This is a genomic window from Longimicrobium sp., assembly GCF_036554565.1.
Classification (GTDB): Bacteria; Gemmatimonadota; Gemmatimonadetes; order Longimicrobiales; family Longimicrobiaceae; genus Longimicrobium.
On the sequence record NZ_DATBNB010000150.1, the window covers coordinates 1 to 18715 of the forward strand.

At 69.4% G+C, this 18715-nt stretch carries 16 protein-coding genes and 1 pseudogene; 14 read left to right on the forward strand and 3 right to left on the reverse strand.

Annotated elements, in window-relative coordinates:
* From VIB55_RS03995 to VIB55_RS04040, 10 genes and pseudogenes are all read left to right on the forward strand, one after another.
* Positions 1-2484, forward strand: a pseudogene (locus VIB55_RS03995) (hypothetical protein); the annotation flags it as partial.
* Positions 2481-2921 carry a type II 3-dehydroquinate dehydratase gene (gene aroQ, locus VIB55_RS04000; RefSeq protein WP_331875377.1) on the forward strand — a complete coding sequence of 147 codons (441 nt, stop codon included), beginning with the start codon at positions 2481-2483 and terminating at the stop codon, positions 2919-2921. The pseudogene VIB55_RS03995 and the gene aroQ, both read left to right, overlap by 4 nt.
* An 89-nt stretch (positions 2922-3010) precedes the next feature.
* On the forward strand, positions 3011-3574 hold the full coding sequence (efp, locus tag VIB55_RS04005) for an elongation factor P (RefSeq protein ID WP_331875378.1): 564 nt from the start codon (positions 3011-3013) through the stop codon (positions 3572-3574).
* Positions 3574-4071: an acetyl-CoA carboxylase biotin carboxyl carrier protein gene (accB, locus tag VIB55_RS04010; protein ID WP_349262990.1), complete on the forward strand. Its 498-nt coding sequence runs from the start codon at positions 3574-3576 to the stop codon at positions 4069-4071. Before efp ends, accB begins: the two co-directional genes overlap by 1 nt.
* Complete coding sequence (locus tag VIB55_RS04015) at positions 4068-5228, forward strand: type IV pilus twitching motility protein PilT (protein ID WP_331875380.1); 1161 nt, start codon at positions 4068-4070, stop codon at positions 5226-5228. The genes accB and VIB55_RS04015 overlap by 4 nt, the downstream gene beginning before the upstream one ends.
* A gap of 13 nt (positions 5229-5241) precedes the next feature.
* The gene (gene accC / locus VIB55_RS04020) at positions 5242-6594 is read left to right on the forward strand and encodes an acetyl-CoA carboxylase biotin carboxylase subunit (protein WP_331875381.1); all 1353 of its coding nucleotides are present in this window, start codon (positions 5242-5244) and stop codon (positions 6592-6594) included.
* Position 6595: 1 nt separating this feature from the next.
* A complete protein-coding gene (locus VIB55_RS04025) occupies positions 6596-7333 on the forward strand; it encodes a 2-phosphosulfolactate phosphatase (RefSeq protein WP_331875382.1) in 738 nt (245 codons plus the stop codon).
* 323 nt (positions 7334-7656) lie between these two features.
* The gene (locus VIB55_RS04030) at positions 7657-8565 is read left to right on the forward strand and encodes a hypothetical protein (RefSeq protein WP_331875383.1); all 909 of its coding nucleotides are present in this window, start codon (positions 7657-7659) and stop codon (positions 8563-8565) included.
* A 3-nt stretch (positions 8566-8568) separates the two neighbouring features.
* Positions 8569-9549 carry a hypothetical protein gene (locus tag VIB55_RS04035; RefSeq protein WP_331875384.1) on the forward strand — a complete coding sequence of 327 codons (981 nt, stop codon included), beginning with the start codon at positions 8569-8571 and terminating at the stop codon, positions 9547-9549.
* A 166-nt stretch (positions 9550-9715) separates the two neighbouring features.
* Positions 9716-10666 (forward strand): hypothetical protein, encoded by a 951-nt coding sequence (locus tag VIB55_RS04040; protein ID WP_331875385.1) that lies wholly within the window; start codon positions 9716-9718, stop codon positions 10664-10666.
* Between the two features lie 126 nt (positions 10667-10792).
* Here VIB55_RS04040 and VIB55_RS04045 read toward each other — a convergent pair whose 3' ends face one another.
* The 3 genes from VIB55_RS04045 to VIB55_RS04055 form a co-directional block, all read right to left on the reverse strand.
* Entirely contained in the window at positions 10793-11017 is a 225-nt protein-coding gene (locus tag VIB55_RS04045) for an amphi-Trp domain-containing protein (RefSeq protein WP_331875386.1), read from the reverse strand.
* Between the two features lie 138 nt (positions 11018-11155).
* Positions 11156-12415, reverse strand: coding sequence for a DUF3131 domain-containing protein (locus VIB55_RS04050; protein WP_331875387.1), 1260 nt, complete (start codon positions 12413-12415; stop codon positions 11156-11158).
* A 102-nt stretch (positions 12416-12517) separates the two neighbouring features.
* Positions 12518-13432 carry a PhzF family phenazine biosynthesis protein gene (locus tag VIB55_RS04055; protein ID WP_331875388.1) on the reverse strand — a complete coding sequence of 305 codons (915 nt, stop codon included), beginning with the start codon at positions 13430-13432 and terminating at the stop codon, positions 12518-12520.
* 211 nt (positions 13433-13643) lie between these two features.
* On the opposite strand from VIB55_RS04055, the gene VIB55_RS04060 reads away from it, so the two are divergent.
* The 4 genes from VIB55_RS04060 to VIB55_RS04075 form a co-directional block, all read left to right on the forward strand.
* Positions 13644-16106 (forward strand): DNA translocase FtsK, encoded by a 2463-nt coding sequence (locus VIB55_RS04060; protein ID WP_331875389.1) that lies wholly within the window; start codon positions 13644-13646, stop codon positions 16104-16106.
* A gap of 138 nt (positions 16107-16244) precedes the next feature.
* Positions 16245-17576: an HD-GYP domain-containing protein gene (locus VIB55_RS04065; protein WP_331875390.1), complete on the forward strand. Its 1332-nt coding sequence runs from the start codon at positions 16245-16247 to the stop codon at positions 17574-17576.
* A 16-nt stretch (positions 17577-17592) separates the two neighbouring features.
* Entirely contained in the window at positions 17593-18021 is a 429-nt protein-coding gene (locus VIB55_RS04070; protein ID WP_331875391.1) for a VOC family protein, read from the forward strand.
* Positions 18018-18715: hypothetical protein (locus VIB55_RS04075; protein WP_331875392.1), on the forward strand; the 698-nt coding region annotated here is incomplete at its 3' end. The genes VIB55_RS04070 and VIB55_RS04075, both read left to right, overlap by 4 nt.

Here is an 18715-nt window from a genome sequence, read left to right on the forward strand (position 1 = left end):
TCCATCGACGCGCAGAACCTGATCGCCCTGCGCACCCTGGCCGAGATGGCGCAGGCCAACGGCCGGGTAGACGAGGCGCGGCGCTGGTACGGCGAGCTGCTGTCGGTGGATCCCGTCAACGCCGACGCCCGCGCCGCCCTCGCGGCCCTGGACCGCCCCGGCGCCGACGCGGCCACCGTGGACGAGCCGGTGCAGGTGGGCACCAGCTGGGGCGGCGCGGGCGAGGAGCTGCCCGTGGCCGGCGGCGCCGACGCGGGCTTCGCGGATGATGCGGACCGTGGCGAGTTCGGGATGGTGGACCTTGCCCCGGCACCGTCCGACGGGGCCGACGCCACCGCCGGGCTGGACACGTGGGGGGACATCGCCATCGACGACGGCGCCCCCGCCGCGGCCCCCGCGCCGTCCAACGCCGATGATGGGTTCGACGCGTTCGGGTTCGGGAGCCTGGACCTGGACACGACGTCCCAGGGCGCCGCATCCTCGGGCGAGGATGCGCCTTCCGCCCCCGCGGATGATTCCGGCGGATGGCTGGACGTGGATGCGCGCGAGGACGTGGGCGAGAGCGCCGCGGCCGACGCCTCGCCGTACGATGACGATTCGCTGCTGAACGCGCCGCTCGCCGGGGCCGGGCTCCCGCTGCTGGACATGGGCGACGACTCCGCCGGGCACGACCACGGGGCCGACCACCACGACGACGTCGACCACGAGGTGGTGACCGAAACGATGGCCGAGCTGTACGCCAGCCAGGGTCTGCTTGACCGCGCGGCCGACACGTACCGCACCCTCATCGACCAGCGCGGCCCGGAGCCGGGGCTGGTGCGCCGCTTGGCGGAGATCGAGGCGCAGGCCGGCGGCGCCGCGCAGCCCGCGGGACCCTCCGCCTTCGGCGCGAGCGACGAGGAAGAGGCCGCGCCCGACTGGTTGGCCGGCGTGGATGCCTTCGCGGCGGGTGGAACCCCGGCCGCGCTGCCGGACACGGGCCTCTCGCCCTCGCTCGGTACGGTGGACTTCGGCGCGCCGGACGAACCCGAGTCTGCAGATGCCCCGGTACCGTCCTTCGACACGCCGTCCTTCGACACGCTTGCGACGACCCCCGCAGTCGGATCCTCCTCGGCCGACCCTTTCGCGGACTCCTTCGCGAACGGGTTCGACGGCGGGGACGATGCCGCGCTGCCCGAGCCGGCCATGGCGTCCGCGGACGTGTACGGAGAGCGGGACGCATGGGAGCCGCCGACGGTGACGCCCACGGAGGCGGCGGGATTCGACCTGATCGTGGTGGCGGACGACGGGGGCGAACTGCACATCCCCGCCTCCGCCGAGGAGGTCGCCGACCTGAGCGCCGACTGGACCATCGCCGCCGCCCCGCTTGACGAGGGGGACGACGAAGACGACCTGCCGCTGGCCGCCGCGGCCCCCGCGGCCCCCGCGGCCCCCGCTGGTTCCACGATGGCCAGCTACTTCCAGTCGCTGCTCTCGTGGACCCCCGGCCAGACCGCCGTCGAGACGCCGACCTACGAGGCCTCTGTCGATGACGGCACGCTGAGCATCGCCCCGGCAGCCGATCTGGATGCGGACCCAGGAGACGACTCGTCGTTCGACGCCGGTACGGGGGACCTCGGTTTCGGCGCGGCGGACGAGCCGCCGGCGCACGCCGACGCCCTTGCGGAGCCCGGGTTCCCCGCGATCGAGCCGCCGGTGGATGAGCCTTCGCCCATCGACGCGTACCTGACAGGGGCCGACACCGCGCCCCTGGACGAGTCCGCCGCGGCGGACGAGCCGTCCTCGATCGACGCGTACCTGGCGGGTGCGGAGACGGCGCCGCTGGAGGAGCCCGCCGCGCTGGACGGGTTGAGCTTCGCGGAGGTTGGGACGGACGCGGTGATCGATGCGCCCGCCCGCGCGGACGACGAGCCCTGGGCGTTCCCGGGCGACGTACCGGTCGCGGGCCCGCCGGTGGCCGAGCCGGAGCCGCTGGCGGCGGAGTTGGAGCCGCTGGACCTGGACGAGCCCTGGGCCGCGCCGGCCGCGCCCCCGTCGCCGGTGGACCTGGAAGCGTTCGAACTGAGCGACGAACTCGTCGGCGGCACGCGCTCTGCCGAGAGCACGCCCGCCGCGCAGGATCCGGCGCAGGCGGACGACGAGGGACTGCTGCCGTGGGAGCTTCCGGCCGAGCCGGCGGAGCCCGCCCCCGCCGAATCGGCGGGGGGATTCAGCTTCGAAGACTTCTTCGCGGGGAGCGCACCGGCCGCGCCCGCCGCGGCGGCGCCGGAGCCCGCGCCCGCCCCGACGCCGACGCCGGAGCCGCTGCCGACGAGCTTCCCCGCGCTGGATCCAGGGCCGTACACGCCGCCTCCGTCGGCGTTCGCGCCGCCCACCCCGCCGCCGGCCGCGCCTTCCGCGCCCGCGCCGGCCGCGGGCGCGCAGGACGAAGACGATGAGGACCTGGAAAGCTTCCAGGCCTGGCTGCAGAGCCTGAAGCGGTGAACATCGAGGTCGTCCATGGGCCCAACCTGAACCTGTTGGGCACCCGCGAGCCGGAGGTGTACGGCCGCGCCACGCTGGCCGACGTGGACCAGGCGCTGCAGGCGCTCGGGCGCGAACTGGGCGTGCAGGTGAGCTCGTTCCAGGGCAACGGCGAGGGCACGCTGGTGGACCACATCCAGGCCGCCGCGGCCCGGGTGGACGGGTTCGTGGTGAACGCGGCGGCGTACACGCACACCAGCGTGGCCATCGCCGACGCGCTGGCGGGAGTGGCGCGGCCGTACGTGGAGGTGCATCTTAGCAACGTGTTTGCCCGGGAGCGCTTCCGGCACCGGTCGTACCTGGCGGCCGGGGCGGTGGGCGTAGTCTCGGGCTTCGGCGTGGACAGCTACCTGCTGGGGCTTCGGGCCCTGGTGAACCATTTGAACCGAAGTGCGTGAGTGCGTCGAGTGCGTGAGTGCGGTAGTAAACAGACGAACTTCCGCACTAACGCACTCCCGCACTAACGCACTCTGTTAAAGGAGAATTCGTGGCGACGACGGCCGATTTCCGGAACGGAATGACCATCAACATGGATGGGACGCTGTGGACCATCATGTGGTTCCAGCATCACAAGCCGGGGAAGGGCAACACGGTGGTGCGCAGCAAGCTTCGCAACGTCCTTACCGGCAACGTGCTGGAAAAGACGTTCCGGGCGGGCGAGCGCATCGACGAGGTGCGCCTGGAGCACCGGCCCATGACGTACAGCTACACCGACGGCCACCTGTACCACTTCATGGACTCGCAGTCGTTCGACGACGTGGCCCTGACGGCCGAGGTCATCGGCGAAGACCAGCTGAAGTACCTGAAGGACGGCATGGAGGTGGACGGGCTGCTGCACGGCGAAAAGGTGATCTCCGTGGAGCTGCCCTTCTTCGTCACGCTCACCGTCACCCAGACCGACCCGGGCGTGCGCGGCGACACGGCGACCGGCGGCACCAAGCCGGCCACGCTGGAAACCGGCGCGGTGGTGCAGGTGCCGCTGTTCCTGAACGAGGGCGACGTCATCCGCGTCGACCGGCGTGAAGACAAGTACATCGAGCGCGCGAAATGATCGATCTCGACTTCCTGCGCGGCCTGATCGACGCGGTGGACGCCAGCGGCATCGACTCGATGGAGATCAGCCGCGGCGGCACCCGCATCCGGATCAACAAGACGCCGCCCCCCGCCCCCGTGGCCGCCGCCGCCCTCCCCGCGCCGGTGGCCCATGCGGCTCCCGCGGCTCCCGCGGCCGCCCCGGCGCCCGCCGCCGCCGCGCCCAGCGCCGCCCCCGCCGCGGGCGCCGCCGCGCCGGCCGCCCCGGCCAGCAACCTGGTAGAGATCAAGTCGCCCATGGTGGGCACCTTCTACCGCTCGCCGGCGCCCGAGGCACCGTCGTACGTGGAAGTGGGCACGCGCGTGGGCAAGGGGCAGACGCTCTGCATCCTGGAGGCGATGAAGCTGATGAACGAGCTTCCCGCCGACACCGCCGGCACCATCCGCGAGATCCTGGTGGAGAACGGCGAGCCCGTGGAGTACGGACAGGTCCTGTTCCGCCTCGACCCGGCGTGAGCACGGCGGAGGGGGTGGCCGTCGCCAAGCCGGGCGGCGGCCGCGAGTTCAGCCTGCGAGATGCGCTGGCCGACCTGGTCAGGCGCGGCGGCTCCGACCTTCACCTGAAGGTGGGCCGCCCGCCGGTGGTGCGCGTCAACGGCGAGCTGGTGGAAACCGACCTCCCCGTCCTCCGCCCCGACGACCTGAAGCGGTGCAGCGAGCAGACGCTGAACCCCCGCCAGCGCGAAGAGTTCGCCGAGCGCAAGGAAATCGACTTCGCCATCGGCGTGCAGGGGCTGGGGCGCTTCCGGGCCAACATCTTCCAGCAGCGCGGCACGCTGGGGATGGCCCTACGCGGCATTCCCTTCGAGGTCCCCGGGCTGGAAACGCTGGACCTGCCCCCCGTGCTGGAGCAGATCGCCGTCACCCCCCGCGGGCTGGTGCTGGTGACGGGGGTCACCGGCTCCGGCAAATCGACCACGCTCGCGGCGATGATCCGCCACCTGAACGAGCGGCGGGCGGTGAACATCGTCACGGTCGAGGATCCCATCGAGTTCCTTCACCGCGACGTGCGCTCCATCGTCAGCCAGCGCGAGGTGGGGGCGGACACGCACTCGTTCCACGACGCGCTGCGCCACGTGCTGCGGCAGGACCCCGACGTCATCATGCTGGGGGAAATCCGCGACCGGCCGTCGATGGAAACGGTGCTCAAGGCCGCCGACACGGGGCACCTGGTGCTCAGCACGCTTCACACGGCCGACGCGGCGCAGACCATCGGCCGCATCATCTCGTTCTTTCCGCCTCACCAGCACCAGGAGATCCGGGGAATGCTGGCCAACGCGCTGCGCGCGGTGGTCTCGCTTCGCCTGATCCCCCGCGCCGACCGGCCGGGGCGCGTTCCCGCCGCCGAGGTGCTGGTGAACACCGCCGCCATCGCGCAGCTCATCCGCACGGGCGACGATTCGCAGTCCATCCCCGACCTGATCGCCGACGGCCGCGTGCAGTACGGGATGCAGACCTTCGACCAGTCGCTGCTGGACCTGTATTCGCGCGGGTGGATCAGCTACGAGTGGGCCATGCACTACGCGTCGAACCCGTCCGAGTTCGCCCTGCGCGTGTCGGGAGTTCAGCCCGGCGAGCAGGAAGTGGACTGGACGGGCCGGCGCGACGCCTGAAAAGATAGACGACGTGTTCCGCAAAGTTCTCATCGCGAACCGGGGCGAAATCGCCCTCCGCGTGATCCGCGCCTGCCGCGAGCTGGGCATCCGCACGGTGGCCGTCTACAGCGAGGCCGACCGCGAAAGCCTGCACGTGCGCTTCGCCGACGAAGACGTGTGCATCGGCCCGCCGTCGGCGCGCGAAAGCTACCTGAACATCCCGCGCATCATCGCCGCGGCCGAGATCACCGGCGCCGACGCCATCCACCCGGGCTACGGGTTCCTGGCGGAGAACGCCGAGTTCTCGGAGATCTGCGAGGCCAGCGAGATCACCTTCATCGGCCCCACGCCGCAGCAGATCCGCATGATGGGCGACAAGGCCACGGCCCGGCGCACCATGCGCGAAACGGGCGTGCCCATCGTTCCCGGCACCGACGCCATCGCCGACGCGGAAGAGGCGCTGGCCGCCGCGCGCGAGATCGGCTTTCCCGTGCTGATCAAGGCCGCCGCCGGCGGTGGCGGCAAGGGTATGCGGGTGGCGGCGAGCGAGGACGAGTTCGTCGCCGCCTTCGGCATGGCCCGCGCCGAGGCGTCGTCGGCGTTCAACGACGACTCGGTGTACATCGAAAAGTACCTGGCGCGTCCCCGCCACATCGAGTTCCAGATCCTGGGCGACGCGCACGGCCGCGTGATCCACCTGGGCGAGCGCGACTGCAGCATCCAGCGGCGGCACCAGAAGCTGCTGGAAGAGGCGCCCTCTCCCGCGCTGTCGCCGGAGCTGCGCCAGGCCATGGGCGACGCCGCGGTGGCGGGCGCCAAGGCCATCGACTACGTGGGCGCGGGGACCATCGAGATGCTGCTGAACGAGGACAACTCGTTCTACTTCATGGAGATGAACACGCGCATCCAGGTGGAGCACCCGGTCACCGAGATGTGCACGGGGTTCGACCTGGTGAAGGAGCAGATCCGCGCGGCCGCCGGCCTGCCGCTGTCGCTTCCCGACGCCGAGATCCAGCTGCGCGGCCACGCCATCGAGTGCCGCATCAACGCCGAAGACCCGTCGCGCAACTTCGCGCCGTCGCCGGGCACCATCTCGGTGTTCAACGCCCCCGGCGGGCCGGGGGTGCGGGTGGATACGCACGTGTACAGCGGCTACCGCGTGCCGCCCTTCTACGACTCGTTGCTGGCCAAGATCATCGTGCACGCGCCCAACCGCGTCGAGGCGATCGCGCGGATGCGGCGCGCGCTGGCCGAAACGGTGATCGAGGGCGTGCACACCACCATCCCGTTCCTGCGGCAGGTGATGGACAACCCCGACTTCGTGGCCGGCGAGGTCGACACGAAGTTCCTGGAGCGGTGGATGGCCGAACGGGCGGGTTCCTGAGATGAGGCTGGATGTGCTGTTGACCCCCGGCGAGCTGGTTCCGGGGGAGATCGCCGAGCGCACCGTGGTGGTGCTGGACGTGCTGCGCGCGTCCAGCAGCATCGTCGAGGCGCTGGCGGCGGGCGCGCGGGCGCTCTTCCCCGTGGGCACCATCGAGGAAGCCATCCGCCTGGCGAACACGCTGGGCCGCGACGAGGTGCTGCTGGCGGGCGAGCGCAAGTGCCTGCCCATCGAGGGCTTCGACCTGGGCAACTCGCCGGGCGAGTTCACGGCCGAGCGCATCGGGGGAAAGATCGTGGTGATGTCGACCACCAACGGCACCATGGCGTTGACGGCGGCCTCGGTTGGGGCGCGGGTGGTGGTGGCCTCGTGGCTCAACTTCCAGGCGGTGGTCGACGACCTGGTGCGGACCGGGGCCGAGCCCGTGCTGCTCTGCGCCGGGCGCGAGCGGGTGTTCGGCCTGGAAGACGCCGTGTGCGCGGGGCAGCTCGCCGCGGCCGTGATGAAGGCGCTTCCCGACGAGGAGTGGGAGCTGAACGACGGCGCGCTGGCCGCGCTGGCCCTGGCCGACGAGTACCCCGACCCGGCCAAGCTCTTTCCCGTCACCGCCGCCGGCCGCTCCATCCTGGAGGCGGGGCTGGGCGACGACCTGGCGTACTGCGCGCAGCGGGACCTGCGCGACGCGGTGCCCGTGCTCCACGACCGTCAGGTCACCTTGGCCGCGCCCGCCGCGGTCTGAGCTGACGGAGGCGACACGAAAGCGGCCCCGCGCCTTCACGCGCGGGGCCGCTTCGTATTCGTATGCCGACACCACTCCAGGAACCAGCATTCGGTCTCCTCCTTTCGGCACGAACAATCCCAACGCACTCGCGTGAAGGCACTCCTAAAGAAAGGCTTGTCGGAAATAATACGCACGCCTATACTGACAAAATCGGCGTAAGCCGCCGCGCCACGCGCTCACCCCCCACCTTCTCCCTCGTGCGTCCCATGTTTACCTCTCCCCTTCTCCCAACGCCCAAGAAGGCGCAGCCCCTCCGTGGTTTCGCGGCCGGATGCGTCGCAGTGGCGCTGCTCGCCGGGTGCGATCAACCGGAGATGCCGGTCGCGGGGCCCGCGGCTGTGCCTCCCGGGCTCAGCCAGTATGTGACCGGTGAGGCCGCGGCAGGTATCAACGCGGAAGGCCTTTTCTCATTGGACCAGCCGGCCACTACTGGTGATCACCCCGTGATAACCCCGGAGCGTGCTGGCGAACTCGCGCTCGCGTACGTGAGAAGCTTCGGCCCCTCACTCAAGGCGGCATGGGAGGAGGACCGGGGAGCGCCTATCGATCTGGCCGCCCTGCAGGTTGGATCGCAGGTCCTGTACGCCGGAACGCCATACGGGACCTTCCCGGCAGGGTACCACCCGGCATTCCAGCGTGGCTTCGGGCCGTACTACCTCGTCCCGCTGACGTCGGGCGGCAAGCCGGTGCTCCTCATCTCTGTGGCGGCTTACGCGACCCAGACTACGGTCGATCGCCGGGGGTTCATCCAGCGTCCAGTGCAGCGGGGGAACGAGTTCGTTTCAAGAGGACTCCCGTTGGACACTGCCCGTTTCCGCCTCGTGTCTCCGGAGGAGGCTGTCGCGTTCGTTGCAAAGTCAACGGGTGCGCGGATCGCCCGGACCCCGGAACTCGTGCGCGTAGGGATGCCGTATGCTCCCGCTTCGGCCATGTGGAAGCTGACGCTGGACCGCGAGGTCGGTGTTGGCGTGGGCCGGAATCGCGCACACGCACGCGTCCGCGAAGTTTACGTCGGGCCTGAGCGTGAGCGCCGAATGATGATACCCTTACCCTTGATCGCACGGTCTGAACCGGTCCCGGCCATCCGGGCGGAGGCCGGAGTGGAACGTAACCAGATCGTCGACGTCCCCATTCGGGAAGGTGCAGTCGTTTCCTTTCAGCCTATCGTTTCGGAAGAAGGGGGGGCCTGAACCATGACTCGCAAACTCATCCTGCTGCTGGCAGTGGCACTGCAGAGCAGCTTGGCGGCGTGTACACCCGTGATCCGCAACTGCCCGGTCATTGGGAAGGACCCGTTAAGCAACGTGTACCATCTCGACTACCAGCTGATTATCCCGGCTGACTGTCCGGTGCCGCTCGCGAGCCCGGGGACTGAGAAGAAGTACGCGGCGGCTAGGGTTTACGATCTCGGTGACGTGGACTTCTTCGAAGCGACCGTTACGATAAAGAACTCAAAGGGTGAGACGCTTGCAGAGGACGCTTCCTTCTTCTTCGGCGGCATCGCCGAACCGAGTGACGAGTACATCGCCGCGACCGGGAAGAAAACATTCGACGACTATGACGTGGGAACCTTTCGGGCGTTCAGCAGCGACTTTTCAAAGACCGCTTACGGTCAAACGAAGCTCACGTACCAGCAATCTTCGCTTGCCACGAAGCTCACTGGAACGGTGATCCCATCCCCCAATACCACCCATACCTGGTATGCGCCAACTTCTGGTGGCACTCCGGGTTATATGTACCAGTGGTATCGCGACGGGAGCCCAGTGGGTAATGGCTCGTCTTACACGGGCAATGCGGGTACGACGGACTTCGACCTCCGCGTTGAGGTGACTGATCAGACGTGGAGTACTAGGGCCGCTGTCCTCGCTGCCGATGTGGGTGGTGTGCAGGCTTTAATGGACGGTCCGACTCTCGTCTACTCTAGCCAGAATGGCGGGAGCTGGACCGCCAGTGGTCTGGGTGGCACCGGTTCCTACACGTTCAACTGGTACCTCGACGGCCAGTGGGTAGGCAGCGGCGCGGTCTGGAGCGGCTATACCGGGGAGAGTGGGCACAACCTGCAGGTCCAGATGCGCGATGGCGCGGGCGCGTTCGACAGTGAATCGGTCTTCGTCACAGGCATCGGAAGTGGCGATGGCACCTGCGAGCCCGTTCCGCCGGCGGTGACCTGCTAGGCCAGCGGCTGATCTGCCCGGCGGTAGATGCCTGGACAGGGGCCGGCAGAGTGTCGATGAACCCTCTCCCAGTCTCCCGGATTGCCGGGTATGTTGCACGCACAACTGTGAAACGAAGCCGCGCCGGCGGTGTTCGGCAACTGCAGTATCTTTGCCCGGAGATGCGATGCTGACCTTTTCGATCAGACTGACTGCCTCGCTGCTGTGGATCGCATGCTCGCTCCTGCTCGGAGCGTGCGACGGACCGGATATTTCTGGTCCCGACGATCCGGTTGACGTCCGGCCGTTCGTCACGGGGGCTGCCGCGGAGGCGTTGACCGCCGATGGCCTCTTCGCCCTTGCGCCACCTGCTCCTCCGTCTACGCGGCCGATCATCTCGCCGGAGCGGGCGCGGTTGCTCGCGTCGGCGTACGTGGCGAGCTTTGGCGACGCGCTGAAACCCTACTGGGAGAAGGACCGCGGGGGGGCGATCGACCTCACGGGCTTGCGGGCGGACCCCCGGGTCTTCTACGCCTCCACTCCGTACGAGCCTTTCCCCGACGGATATCACTCTGCGTATGGCCGGGGCTTCGGACCCTACTACCTCGTGCGGATGATGTCCGGACGATCGGCTGTGCTGCTGGTGGCGGTCGCCGCATACGCGACGGAGGTTGAAATCGATGCCGAGGGAAAGGTCCACCGTCCGGTGCAGCGTGGAAACGAGTTCGTTTCGCATGGTGTTTCGGCCAACGCGACGAGCCCCAACCTTGCTTCGCTCCCCGCCCCCGAGGAAGCCGTCGCAGGAGTCGGACGCCTCACGGGGGCGCTGGTGAGCGAGGTCCCGGAACTGGTGAGGGTGGGACTTCCCCTGGGGCCGTTCCAGTCGCTCTGGAAGATAACTCTTGATCGGAGTGTCAGGGTGCGCGCGAACAGTGGGCGTACTGTCGAGGTACGGCACCTCTACGTCGGTTCTGAGCCAGCCCGTCGGCTGATGATACCAAGCAGTGAGCAGCCGACGGAGTTCGCGGCGCCGGCCATTCGGGTGAGCCCCGCCGGAGAGGAACTGGGAATCGAGCCAGTCTACGTCCGTATCCGGTCCGGACAGCCAACCTTGTTCGAGGAGGTAGTACCGGCATAGCTGGCCAACTTGCTCCGGCGCCAGCATTGGTCTACGGTAAGCGGCCGAGGGCAAAGGTGAGCGGCTGCCGCAGAGACACGGGGCAGGCTTCGGCCTGCCCCTTTGCTATCGTTGGAGTGGAGAGAATCAGTCCGCGTCGCGGGTCCAGCGGAGCTGGAACTCCAGCTCTTCCGAGGTGCCCTCGCGCTCGTGCTCGATGTTGAAGTCGGCGGTGGCAGGGATGCGCAGGCGCTCGCCGGCTACCTGGATGTTGAACGGCTTTCCGGTTTCGATGGCGTCGGCCAGGCGCCTCAGCTTCTGGACGAACTGGGCGCGGGAATACGTCTTTTCGAGGTCGCGGTCGGCAGGCATGGGTCTGGTGCACGGGATCGGGGTGGCATCGATCTGCATCGAAGGCAAGTGTACCGGCGCGTGTGGAACGGAGCAAGACGGAAACGGGCTCGGCCGTAATCTCGGCCGAGCCCGTCCGTTGTCCGTCCGCGTGACTCGCTAGTCGATCAGCGGCAGGCCCGTGCGGCTGTACAACGCGGCCTGCAGGATGATGGCGGCGGTGTTGATGTTCTCGCTGCCCGTGCTTCCACGTCCCTTCTCGTACACGCCGGAACTCCACCCGCGCCCCGTGCGCGCGGCGGCGACCGCATCCACCGCGCTCCGCGTGTAGCCGCGGGGAAGCAGCGCGTGCCATGCGTACGCCGCCTTGGCGCTGATCCATCGGGGATCGTGCAGGTCCACGGCGGAGCCCTGAACGTTCACCACGAACTGGTGGCCGTGGTGGTTGATGGAGTAGTAGAAGAAGTACCAGGGCGCCACCGGAACGTGGTCCTCGCTGACCATCGTCATCTGACCCGTGCGCTTGAACCGCTCCTCCTGCACCTTCAGCACGCGTTCCGAAAGCCCGCGCATCTCCGCGTTCCACCCGACCTCGAGCCCGGCCAGGACGAACGGCTCGCTGGTCAGGTGCTCGTCTCCGCGGCGATCCGCCAGCAGCGGCACACCCAGCACCTCGATGGGAAAGGTGTTCTCCGACAGGCTCAACGCGCGCGGGGCGGGGTAGCCCCACAGTTCGAAGCCGCGCGCCGCGTACTGCTCGTAGCCCAGCCGGCCCTCGCGATAGCGCCGCACGGTTCCGGCGGCATCCACGTCCGTGCCCCACAGGTACCCATCGGCCACCACGCGGTCCAGGTCCAGCCGCGCGACGATGCGGCTGATCTCGGCGGCGTACTGGGGCTGCTTTTCGGCGATGATGCGCAGCCAGATGAGCAGCCGTCCGACGTCGGTGGCCGACCACCCCGTGCCACGCTCCGACGAACTCACGTCGCGGTCGTCACGCCCGGCGATGGCGGCCGTGGGAGTCCGGTAGTTCTTGCTGAACACGGCCCCGTCGAACAGGGGCATCGTCTCCAGCGTCTTGAGCGCCCGGCTCATCCGCGTGTCGTACTCCGTGCGCGGCAGCAGCCCCAGGCGGTTGGCGCAGTACATCGCCGACAGCCCGCTGGCGATGTCCCAGATGGTGGCGTACTTGTAGTCGTGGACGGAGTTGATCAGCCCGGTCGCCGGCTGGTACTGAGTGTCAGCGTACAGCCAGGCCGCGCGGGCGGCCTCCAGGAAGAGCGCCTGGTCCGCGTGTGGGGTCGTGACGCGCGGATCGGGCTCAGGCTCCGGGGCGACCGGCCCCACGTTGTCCAGGCACCCGGCCGTGAGAAGCAGGGTGAGGGTAACGAACGCGAATCTATGCGCGGATCTCAGCATTCCTATCGACAATCAGCCTCTCCTGTTCCGAGCACCCGGTCCCCATCCACGCTCCCTTACACCGGTGGCCTCTCCGCGTTCAAGTTCTGAGCCATAAACGAGTTACGCGGAAACATCGGACGGTATCTCCATCCAGCCCTTGCCGACGAGAACCGCGCTGCCGCCCACGCGGATGGCCGAGATGGAGCCGGCTTCCACGTCCGCCTCCAGGTAGAGCGTGCTGGGACGGCCCATCTCCACGCCCTGCTCCACCGTCCATCGATGCGTCGTCGCGACGCCGTTCTCGCGCCGCGCAAGGTGCGCGGCGAGCGCAGTGGCCGCGGCCCCGGTCGCCGGGTCTTCGCCCAGGCCCATGGCGGGCGCGAACATCCGCGCGCGCAGGTCCACGCCCGGCGCGCCGGGCGCGATGATGTACAGGTGCGGCGCCCAGGTATCCCCCAGCACGCGCTCCCATGCGCTCTGGTCCATGCGCACGCCCGCCAGCGCTTCGAGCGAGCGTACGGGCAGGATGAGGAACGGCACGCCGCATGAGGCCGCCGCCGGTGCCCAGTCACTGTCAAGCAGGTCCGACTCATCCAAACCGATGACCCGCGCCAAGTCCGCGGGAGCCGGAGGCGGCGGTCCGAATTCCGGTGCCTGGGCGGCGGTGAGCTGCGCGAAGGTTGGCTGGCCGGGTTCGCGCGCAATGCGTACCGCGACAGGGCCGACCGTCTCTTCGAGGACGATGTGCTCGACGTGCTCCGGCACCGCGCCTGTTTCGGCGAGCAGCACCGCCGTGCCCACCGTGGGGTGCCCGGCGAACGGAAGCTCGACCGCGGGGGTGAAAATGCGCAGCTTCCGCGTCCCTGCCTGCGTCTCGGGGGGCAGGACGAAGACCGTTTCCGACAGGTTCAGCTCCGCCGCGACGCGCTGCATCTGCTCGGTGGAAAGACCCTGGCCATCGGGGAAGACGGCCAGCGGGTTGCCGCCGAACACGCGGTCGGTGAACACGTCCAGCAGGTGATAGGAGTAGCGCATCGTCGGTCGTGGTGTGTGGGGAATGCCGGTCCGCGCGGCCGACCACACGGTACGGCGGGTTCGCGGGGTGAGTCAAATCATGCTCCCGCCACGTGCCCGTTGGCCCGGAGCGCCGTTCGCACTATCTTGTTTCACCACTTGTTCCCCACGGCGGACGGGCCTGTACGGCCTGGCCACCGCCTCCGCGCTTCCGTGTGACCCCGCAGGACCGGTGAGCACTGTGTTTACCCTCGATGACAAGCAGCGGCGCGAGCTGTGGGGCCTGGGCCTGTTCGCCCTGGGCCTGCTGCTGGCGCTGAGCCTGTTCCCCGTCGCCGCGGTTGGCGCCGAAGGCGTGTTCCCGGCCGGCAACGTGGTGGGAATCGTCGGCCGGCACCTGGGCCAGGCGGTGATCGGGTTCCTGGGCGTGGGTGCCGTGGCGCTGCCCCTGCTGGCGTGGATCTGGGGCGCCTTCGCCTACCACCGCATGGGGGCCGCGACCGCGTTCCGCTGGACGTTCCTGCTGTCAGGGCTGATGGTGATCATCCCCGGCGCGATCAGTGTGCTGGGGGCCACCGCCGGAACGCCGACGCTTGCCGCCGGATGGCTGGGCGCGGCGCTGGCGATGCTGCTCGTCTCGGCCATGGGCACGGTGGGTGGCGCGATCGTGCTATTCTTTGCCTTTGCGGGCCTCTGCGTGGCCACGGTGGGATGGAACCCGCTGCGCAGCATGTTCCACGGCGGGCGTTTCGCCGTTACGCAGGCCAAGCAGGCCGCCGTCGCCCTGCCGAAGCCCACGCTGACCCTGCCGAGCACGCTGAAGTTCCTCCCCAAGCGCCCCGTCTCCGACGAGGCGGAGGAGGAAGATGGGCTGCCGCCGGTCCCCGGGGCCGCGCCCGCGCCGCTGGTGCAGGACGACTTCGAGGAAGCCGAGATCGAGGGATACTGGGAGGGACTGGACGAGGATGTGGCGGTGGATCCCGACGCCACCGTGCTGGACGGGGTCGCCGCCGTCCCGGTTGCGCAGCCCGTGGCCGCCGCAGCCAAGGCGAAGGCGGCGCCGAAATCAGTCGCGGCCAAGCCCGCCGGCCCGCGCGGCGTGAGTGCCGAGCAGGTGGAGCTGATCCCGGAAGACAGCGGCGACCCGCTCGCCAACGACGTGCCGCCCACGGGGATGCTCGTCGCCGCGCCGCCGCGCGACGATGCGCGTAACCGCGAGGAGCTCGACAAGCTGGGTCAGGTGCTGATCGACAAGCTGGCCACCTTCAAGATCGAGGGATCGATCGTCGGGATGACGTCGGGGCCGGTGGTCACGCAGTTCGAGATCAGCCCCGCGCCGGGGGTGAAGGTGGCGCGCATCGCCAACCTCGAGGCTGACCTGGCGCTGGCGCTGCGCGCGCCCTCGGTGCGCATTGTGGCGCCCATCCCGGGCAAGGGCGCCGTGGGCGTCGAGGTGCCCAATCCCACGCCCGAGATGGTGTACTTCCGCGAGACCATCGAATCGCCCGCGTACCGCGCCACCAAGGCCGCGCTTCCGCTGGCACTCGGCAAGGACATCGCCGGCCGGCCAACGGTGGTGGACCTGGCCAAGATGCCCCACCTGCTGATCGCCGGCGCCACGGGCTCCGGCAAGTCGGTGTGCGTCAACACCATTATCACCTCCCTCATCTTCCGCCACACGCCGCGCTCGCTGCGGTTCCTGATGGTGGACCCGAAGATGGTGGAGCTTTCGATGTACAACGACCTTCCGCACCTGCGGCACCCGGTCGTCACGGACAACAACGACGCCGCCGCGGTGCTCAAGTGGGCGGTGCTGGAGATGGAGCGCCGCTACGCGCTGCTGTCGGTGAACAGCGTCCGCAACATCGGCGACTTCAACAAGCGGGTGGAGCAGAACGCCATCCTGCGCACCCCCGAGGCAGACGGCGACGAGGGCGATCCGGATCGCTGGATCTACAAGGGCGGCGAGCTGCCGTACATCGTGGTCATCATCGACGAGCTGGCCGACCTGATGATGACGGTGCAGGGCGAGGTGGAGAAGCCGCTGGCGCTGCTGGCGCAGAAGGCGCGCGCCATCGGCATCCACCTGATCCTGGCCACGCAGCGCCCGTCGGTGAACGTGATCACGGGGCTGATCAAGGCCAACTTCCCCAGCCGTATCGCCTTCCGCGTGTCGAGCAAGGTGGACAGCCGCACCATCCTGGACCAGAACGGCGCCGATGCGCTGCTCGGAAACGGCGACATGCTGCTGATGCCGCCGGCCAGCAACGAGCCGGTCCGCATCCAGGGCGCGTACCTGTCGACGGACGAAACCGAGGCGCTGATGGCCTGGTACCGCGAGCAGGCGCAGCTTCGCCGGCAGGAGGCGCTGGAGCGCGGGATGGACCCGTCGCACGTGGTCGAGGCCAACATCCTGGACGAGGTGCGGGCGCAGGAAGACACGGGCGAGCTGGAGGCCGACGAGGAGCCGGGCGAGCGCGACAAGCTGTTCCGCACGGCCGCGGAGCTGTGCATCCAGCACCAGGGCGGCAGCACCTCGCTCCTGCAGCGGCGGATGCGCATCGGCTACGGCCGCGCGGCGCGCATCATGGACCAACTGGAAAAAGCCGGCATCCTGGGCCCGCCCGACGGCTCCAAGCCGCGCGACGTGCTGGTGGACTTCGCCCAACTGGAATCCATCTGCGGCGCGGAGTAGCGCCCCTTTCTCTCGCGAAACCCAGGGCCGCCTTCGGGTGGCCCTGGCCGTTCCTGGGCGGTCCGGTCCATGCTTCGTGATGTCCACGGCCTCGTCACCGATCGACGGGCCGCACGACGGGACACCGGGGGAGGAAGGGTGCAGACCAGCGAAGCAGCGGTAAGCCTGTCGGAGGTGCTTTCGGCGCTGTCGCACGCGCTGGACCTGACGGAGGGGCAGCCGCAGGGGCACACCCTGCGCACCTGCGCCATCGGCATGCGGCTGGGCGAAGAGGCGGGGTTGGATGCCGAGGCGCGCTCGGCACTGTACTATGCCCTGCTGCTGAAGGACGCGGGCTGCTCCAGCAACGCGCAGCGCTTCGCCTCGCTCTTCGGCACGGCCGACCAGCGCGGCAAGTACCAGATGAAGCTCACCGACTGGCACCACCGCGGGCGGCTGGCCCTGCGGACGGCGGCAACGGCGGGCGCGGGGCGGCCGCTCTGGGCGCGGGTGAAGCACTTCGCCCGGATCGCCCAGGAAGACGACCTCACCCGCGACCTCATCCAGATCCGCTGCGACCGCGGCGCGAGCATCGCGCTCCAACTCGGCTTTCCGCCGCAAACGGCCGAGGCCATCCGCTCCCTCGACGAGCACTGGTGCGGCAAGGGCTACCCGGAGGGAAAGCGCGGCCACGAGATCCCGCTCCTGGCGCGCATCGCCAACCTGGCGCAGTGCGTGGAGATCTTTCACGCCCGCGACGGCCGGCGCGGCGCGCTTCGTGTCGCCCGCCAGCGGCGCGGAACGTGGTTCGATCCAGACCTCGTCGACGTACTGCTGGGCTGGGGTCGAGACGAGGCGTGGTGGAGCGAGCTTCGCCAGCCGCACATCCTGGAGCGTGTCGTCGCGGAGGAGCCGCGCGACCGCAGGCGCGGAGCCGACGAGGAGATGCTCAACACGGTCGCCGGCGCCTTCGCCGACATTGTCGACGCCAAGTCGCCCTACACGTTCCGCCACTCCACGAACGTGGCGATGTACGCGGTGCGGATGGGGGAGGAGATGGGCCTGGAGGACGCGGACCTGCGCCGGCTGCACCTGGGCGGGCTGCTTCACGACATCGGCAAGCTGGGCGTCAGCAGCCGCATCCTGGAAAAACCCGGTCGCCTGGATGACGAAGAGCGCAGGGAAATCGAGCGCCACCCGCTGCACACGTGGGCGATCCTGTCGCGTGTGGGCGCCTTCCAGGGATTCGCGCGGATGTCGGCGCTCCACCACGAAAAGCTGGATGGCAGCGGCTATCCCTGGGGCGTCGGTGCCGACGAGCTCGAGCCCGCGGCGCGCATCCTGGCCGTGGCCGACATCTACGAAGCGCTCACGGCCGACCGCCCGTACCGCGCGGGGATGACACCGGACGCCGCGCTCGCCATCCTGCGAAAGGATGCGGGGCCACGCCTGTGCCCCAACGCGGTGGACGCCCTGTCGCGCCTGGGCTGAACCCGGAGAAAAGGCGATGCGGGCAGAAGAGATCCTGGAGGCGAGCGTGTACGCGTCGGACCTGGACGCGGCGGAGCGCTTCTACACGAGCGTGTTGGGGCTGGAGGTGATGCAGCGGGTGGAGGGCCGGCACGTGTTCTTTCGCTGCGGCGCACGGGTGCTGCTGGTCTTCAACCCCGAACGCACGCGGGAAGGCGCGGTGGTTCCCGGCCACGGCAGCGAGGGCCCGGGACACGTATGCTTCGCCATGCGCGAGCAGGAGATCGATGCATGGCGCGAGCGCCTGCGGGCTGCCGGCGTGCCCATCGAGACGGAGCACAGGTGGCCAAGCGGCGGCTTCTCGCTGTACTTCCGCGATCCGGCGGGCAATAGCCTGGAACTCGGGACCCCCCGCATCTGGACGATCGACGAAGAGGACGTGTTCGGGGTGGGGAAGGGGGGATGACCCACTCCCAGGGTACCCCCGCGTCCCCGCACTCCCCCACCCGGAAGCTGGGCGTACTCGGCACCTTCGTCTGGGACACCATCTGGACCCTGGCCGACGTACGGGCCGGGCGGGCGTTCGAAACGTGGGGCGGCGTGGCCTACTCGCTCGCCGCGGCCGCCGCCGCCCGGCCGCCCGGGTGGGAGATCGTGCCGCTTGCCCGTGTGGGCGCCGACCTGGCCGGCGAGGCGCACGCGTTCATGGCCGCGCTCCCCGGCCTGTCCGCCGGCCCGGGCATCCTCACCGTCCCCGAGCCCAACAACCGGGTGGAACTGCGCTACACCGACGCCGCCCGCCGGGGCGAACGGCTGACGGGGGGCGTCGACGCATGGACGTGGGAGGAACTGGAGCCGCGCATCGCCGGCCTCGACGCGCTGTACGTCAACTTCCTCTCCGGCTTCGAGATGGGGCTCGAGACAGCGGAGCGGCTGCGGGCTGGGTTCCCCGGGCCGCTGTACTGCGACCTTCACTCGCTGTTTCTGGGCTGCCCCGGCAAGGGCGAGCGGCAGCCGCGGAAGCTGCCGGAGTGGGAGCGCTGGGCCGCCTGCTTCGACGCCATTCAGCTGAACGCCGACGAACTGGGTGAAATCGGCGAGCCGGGCGAGGTGATGCAGGCGCGGATCGGCCGCGTCCTGAGCGCCGGACCTGGGCTGGT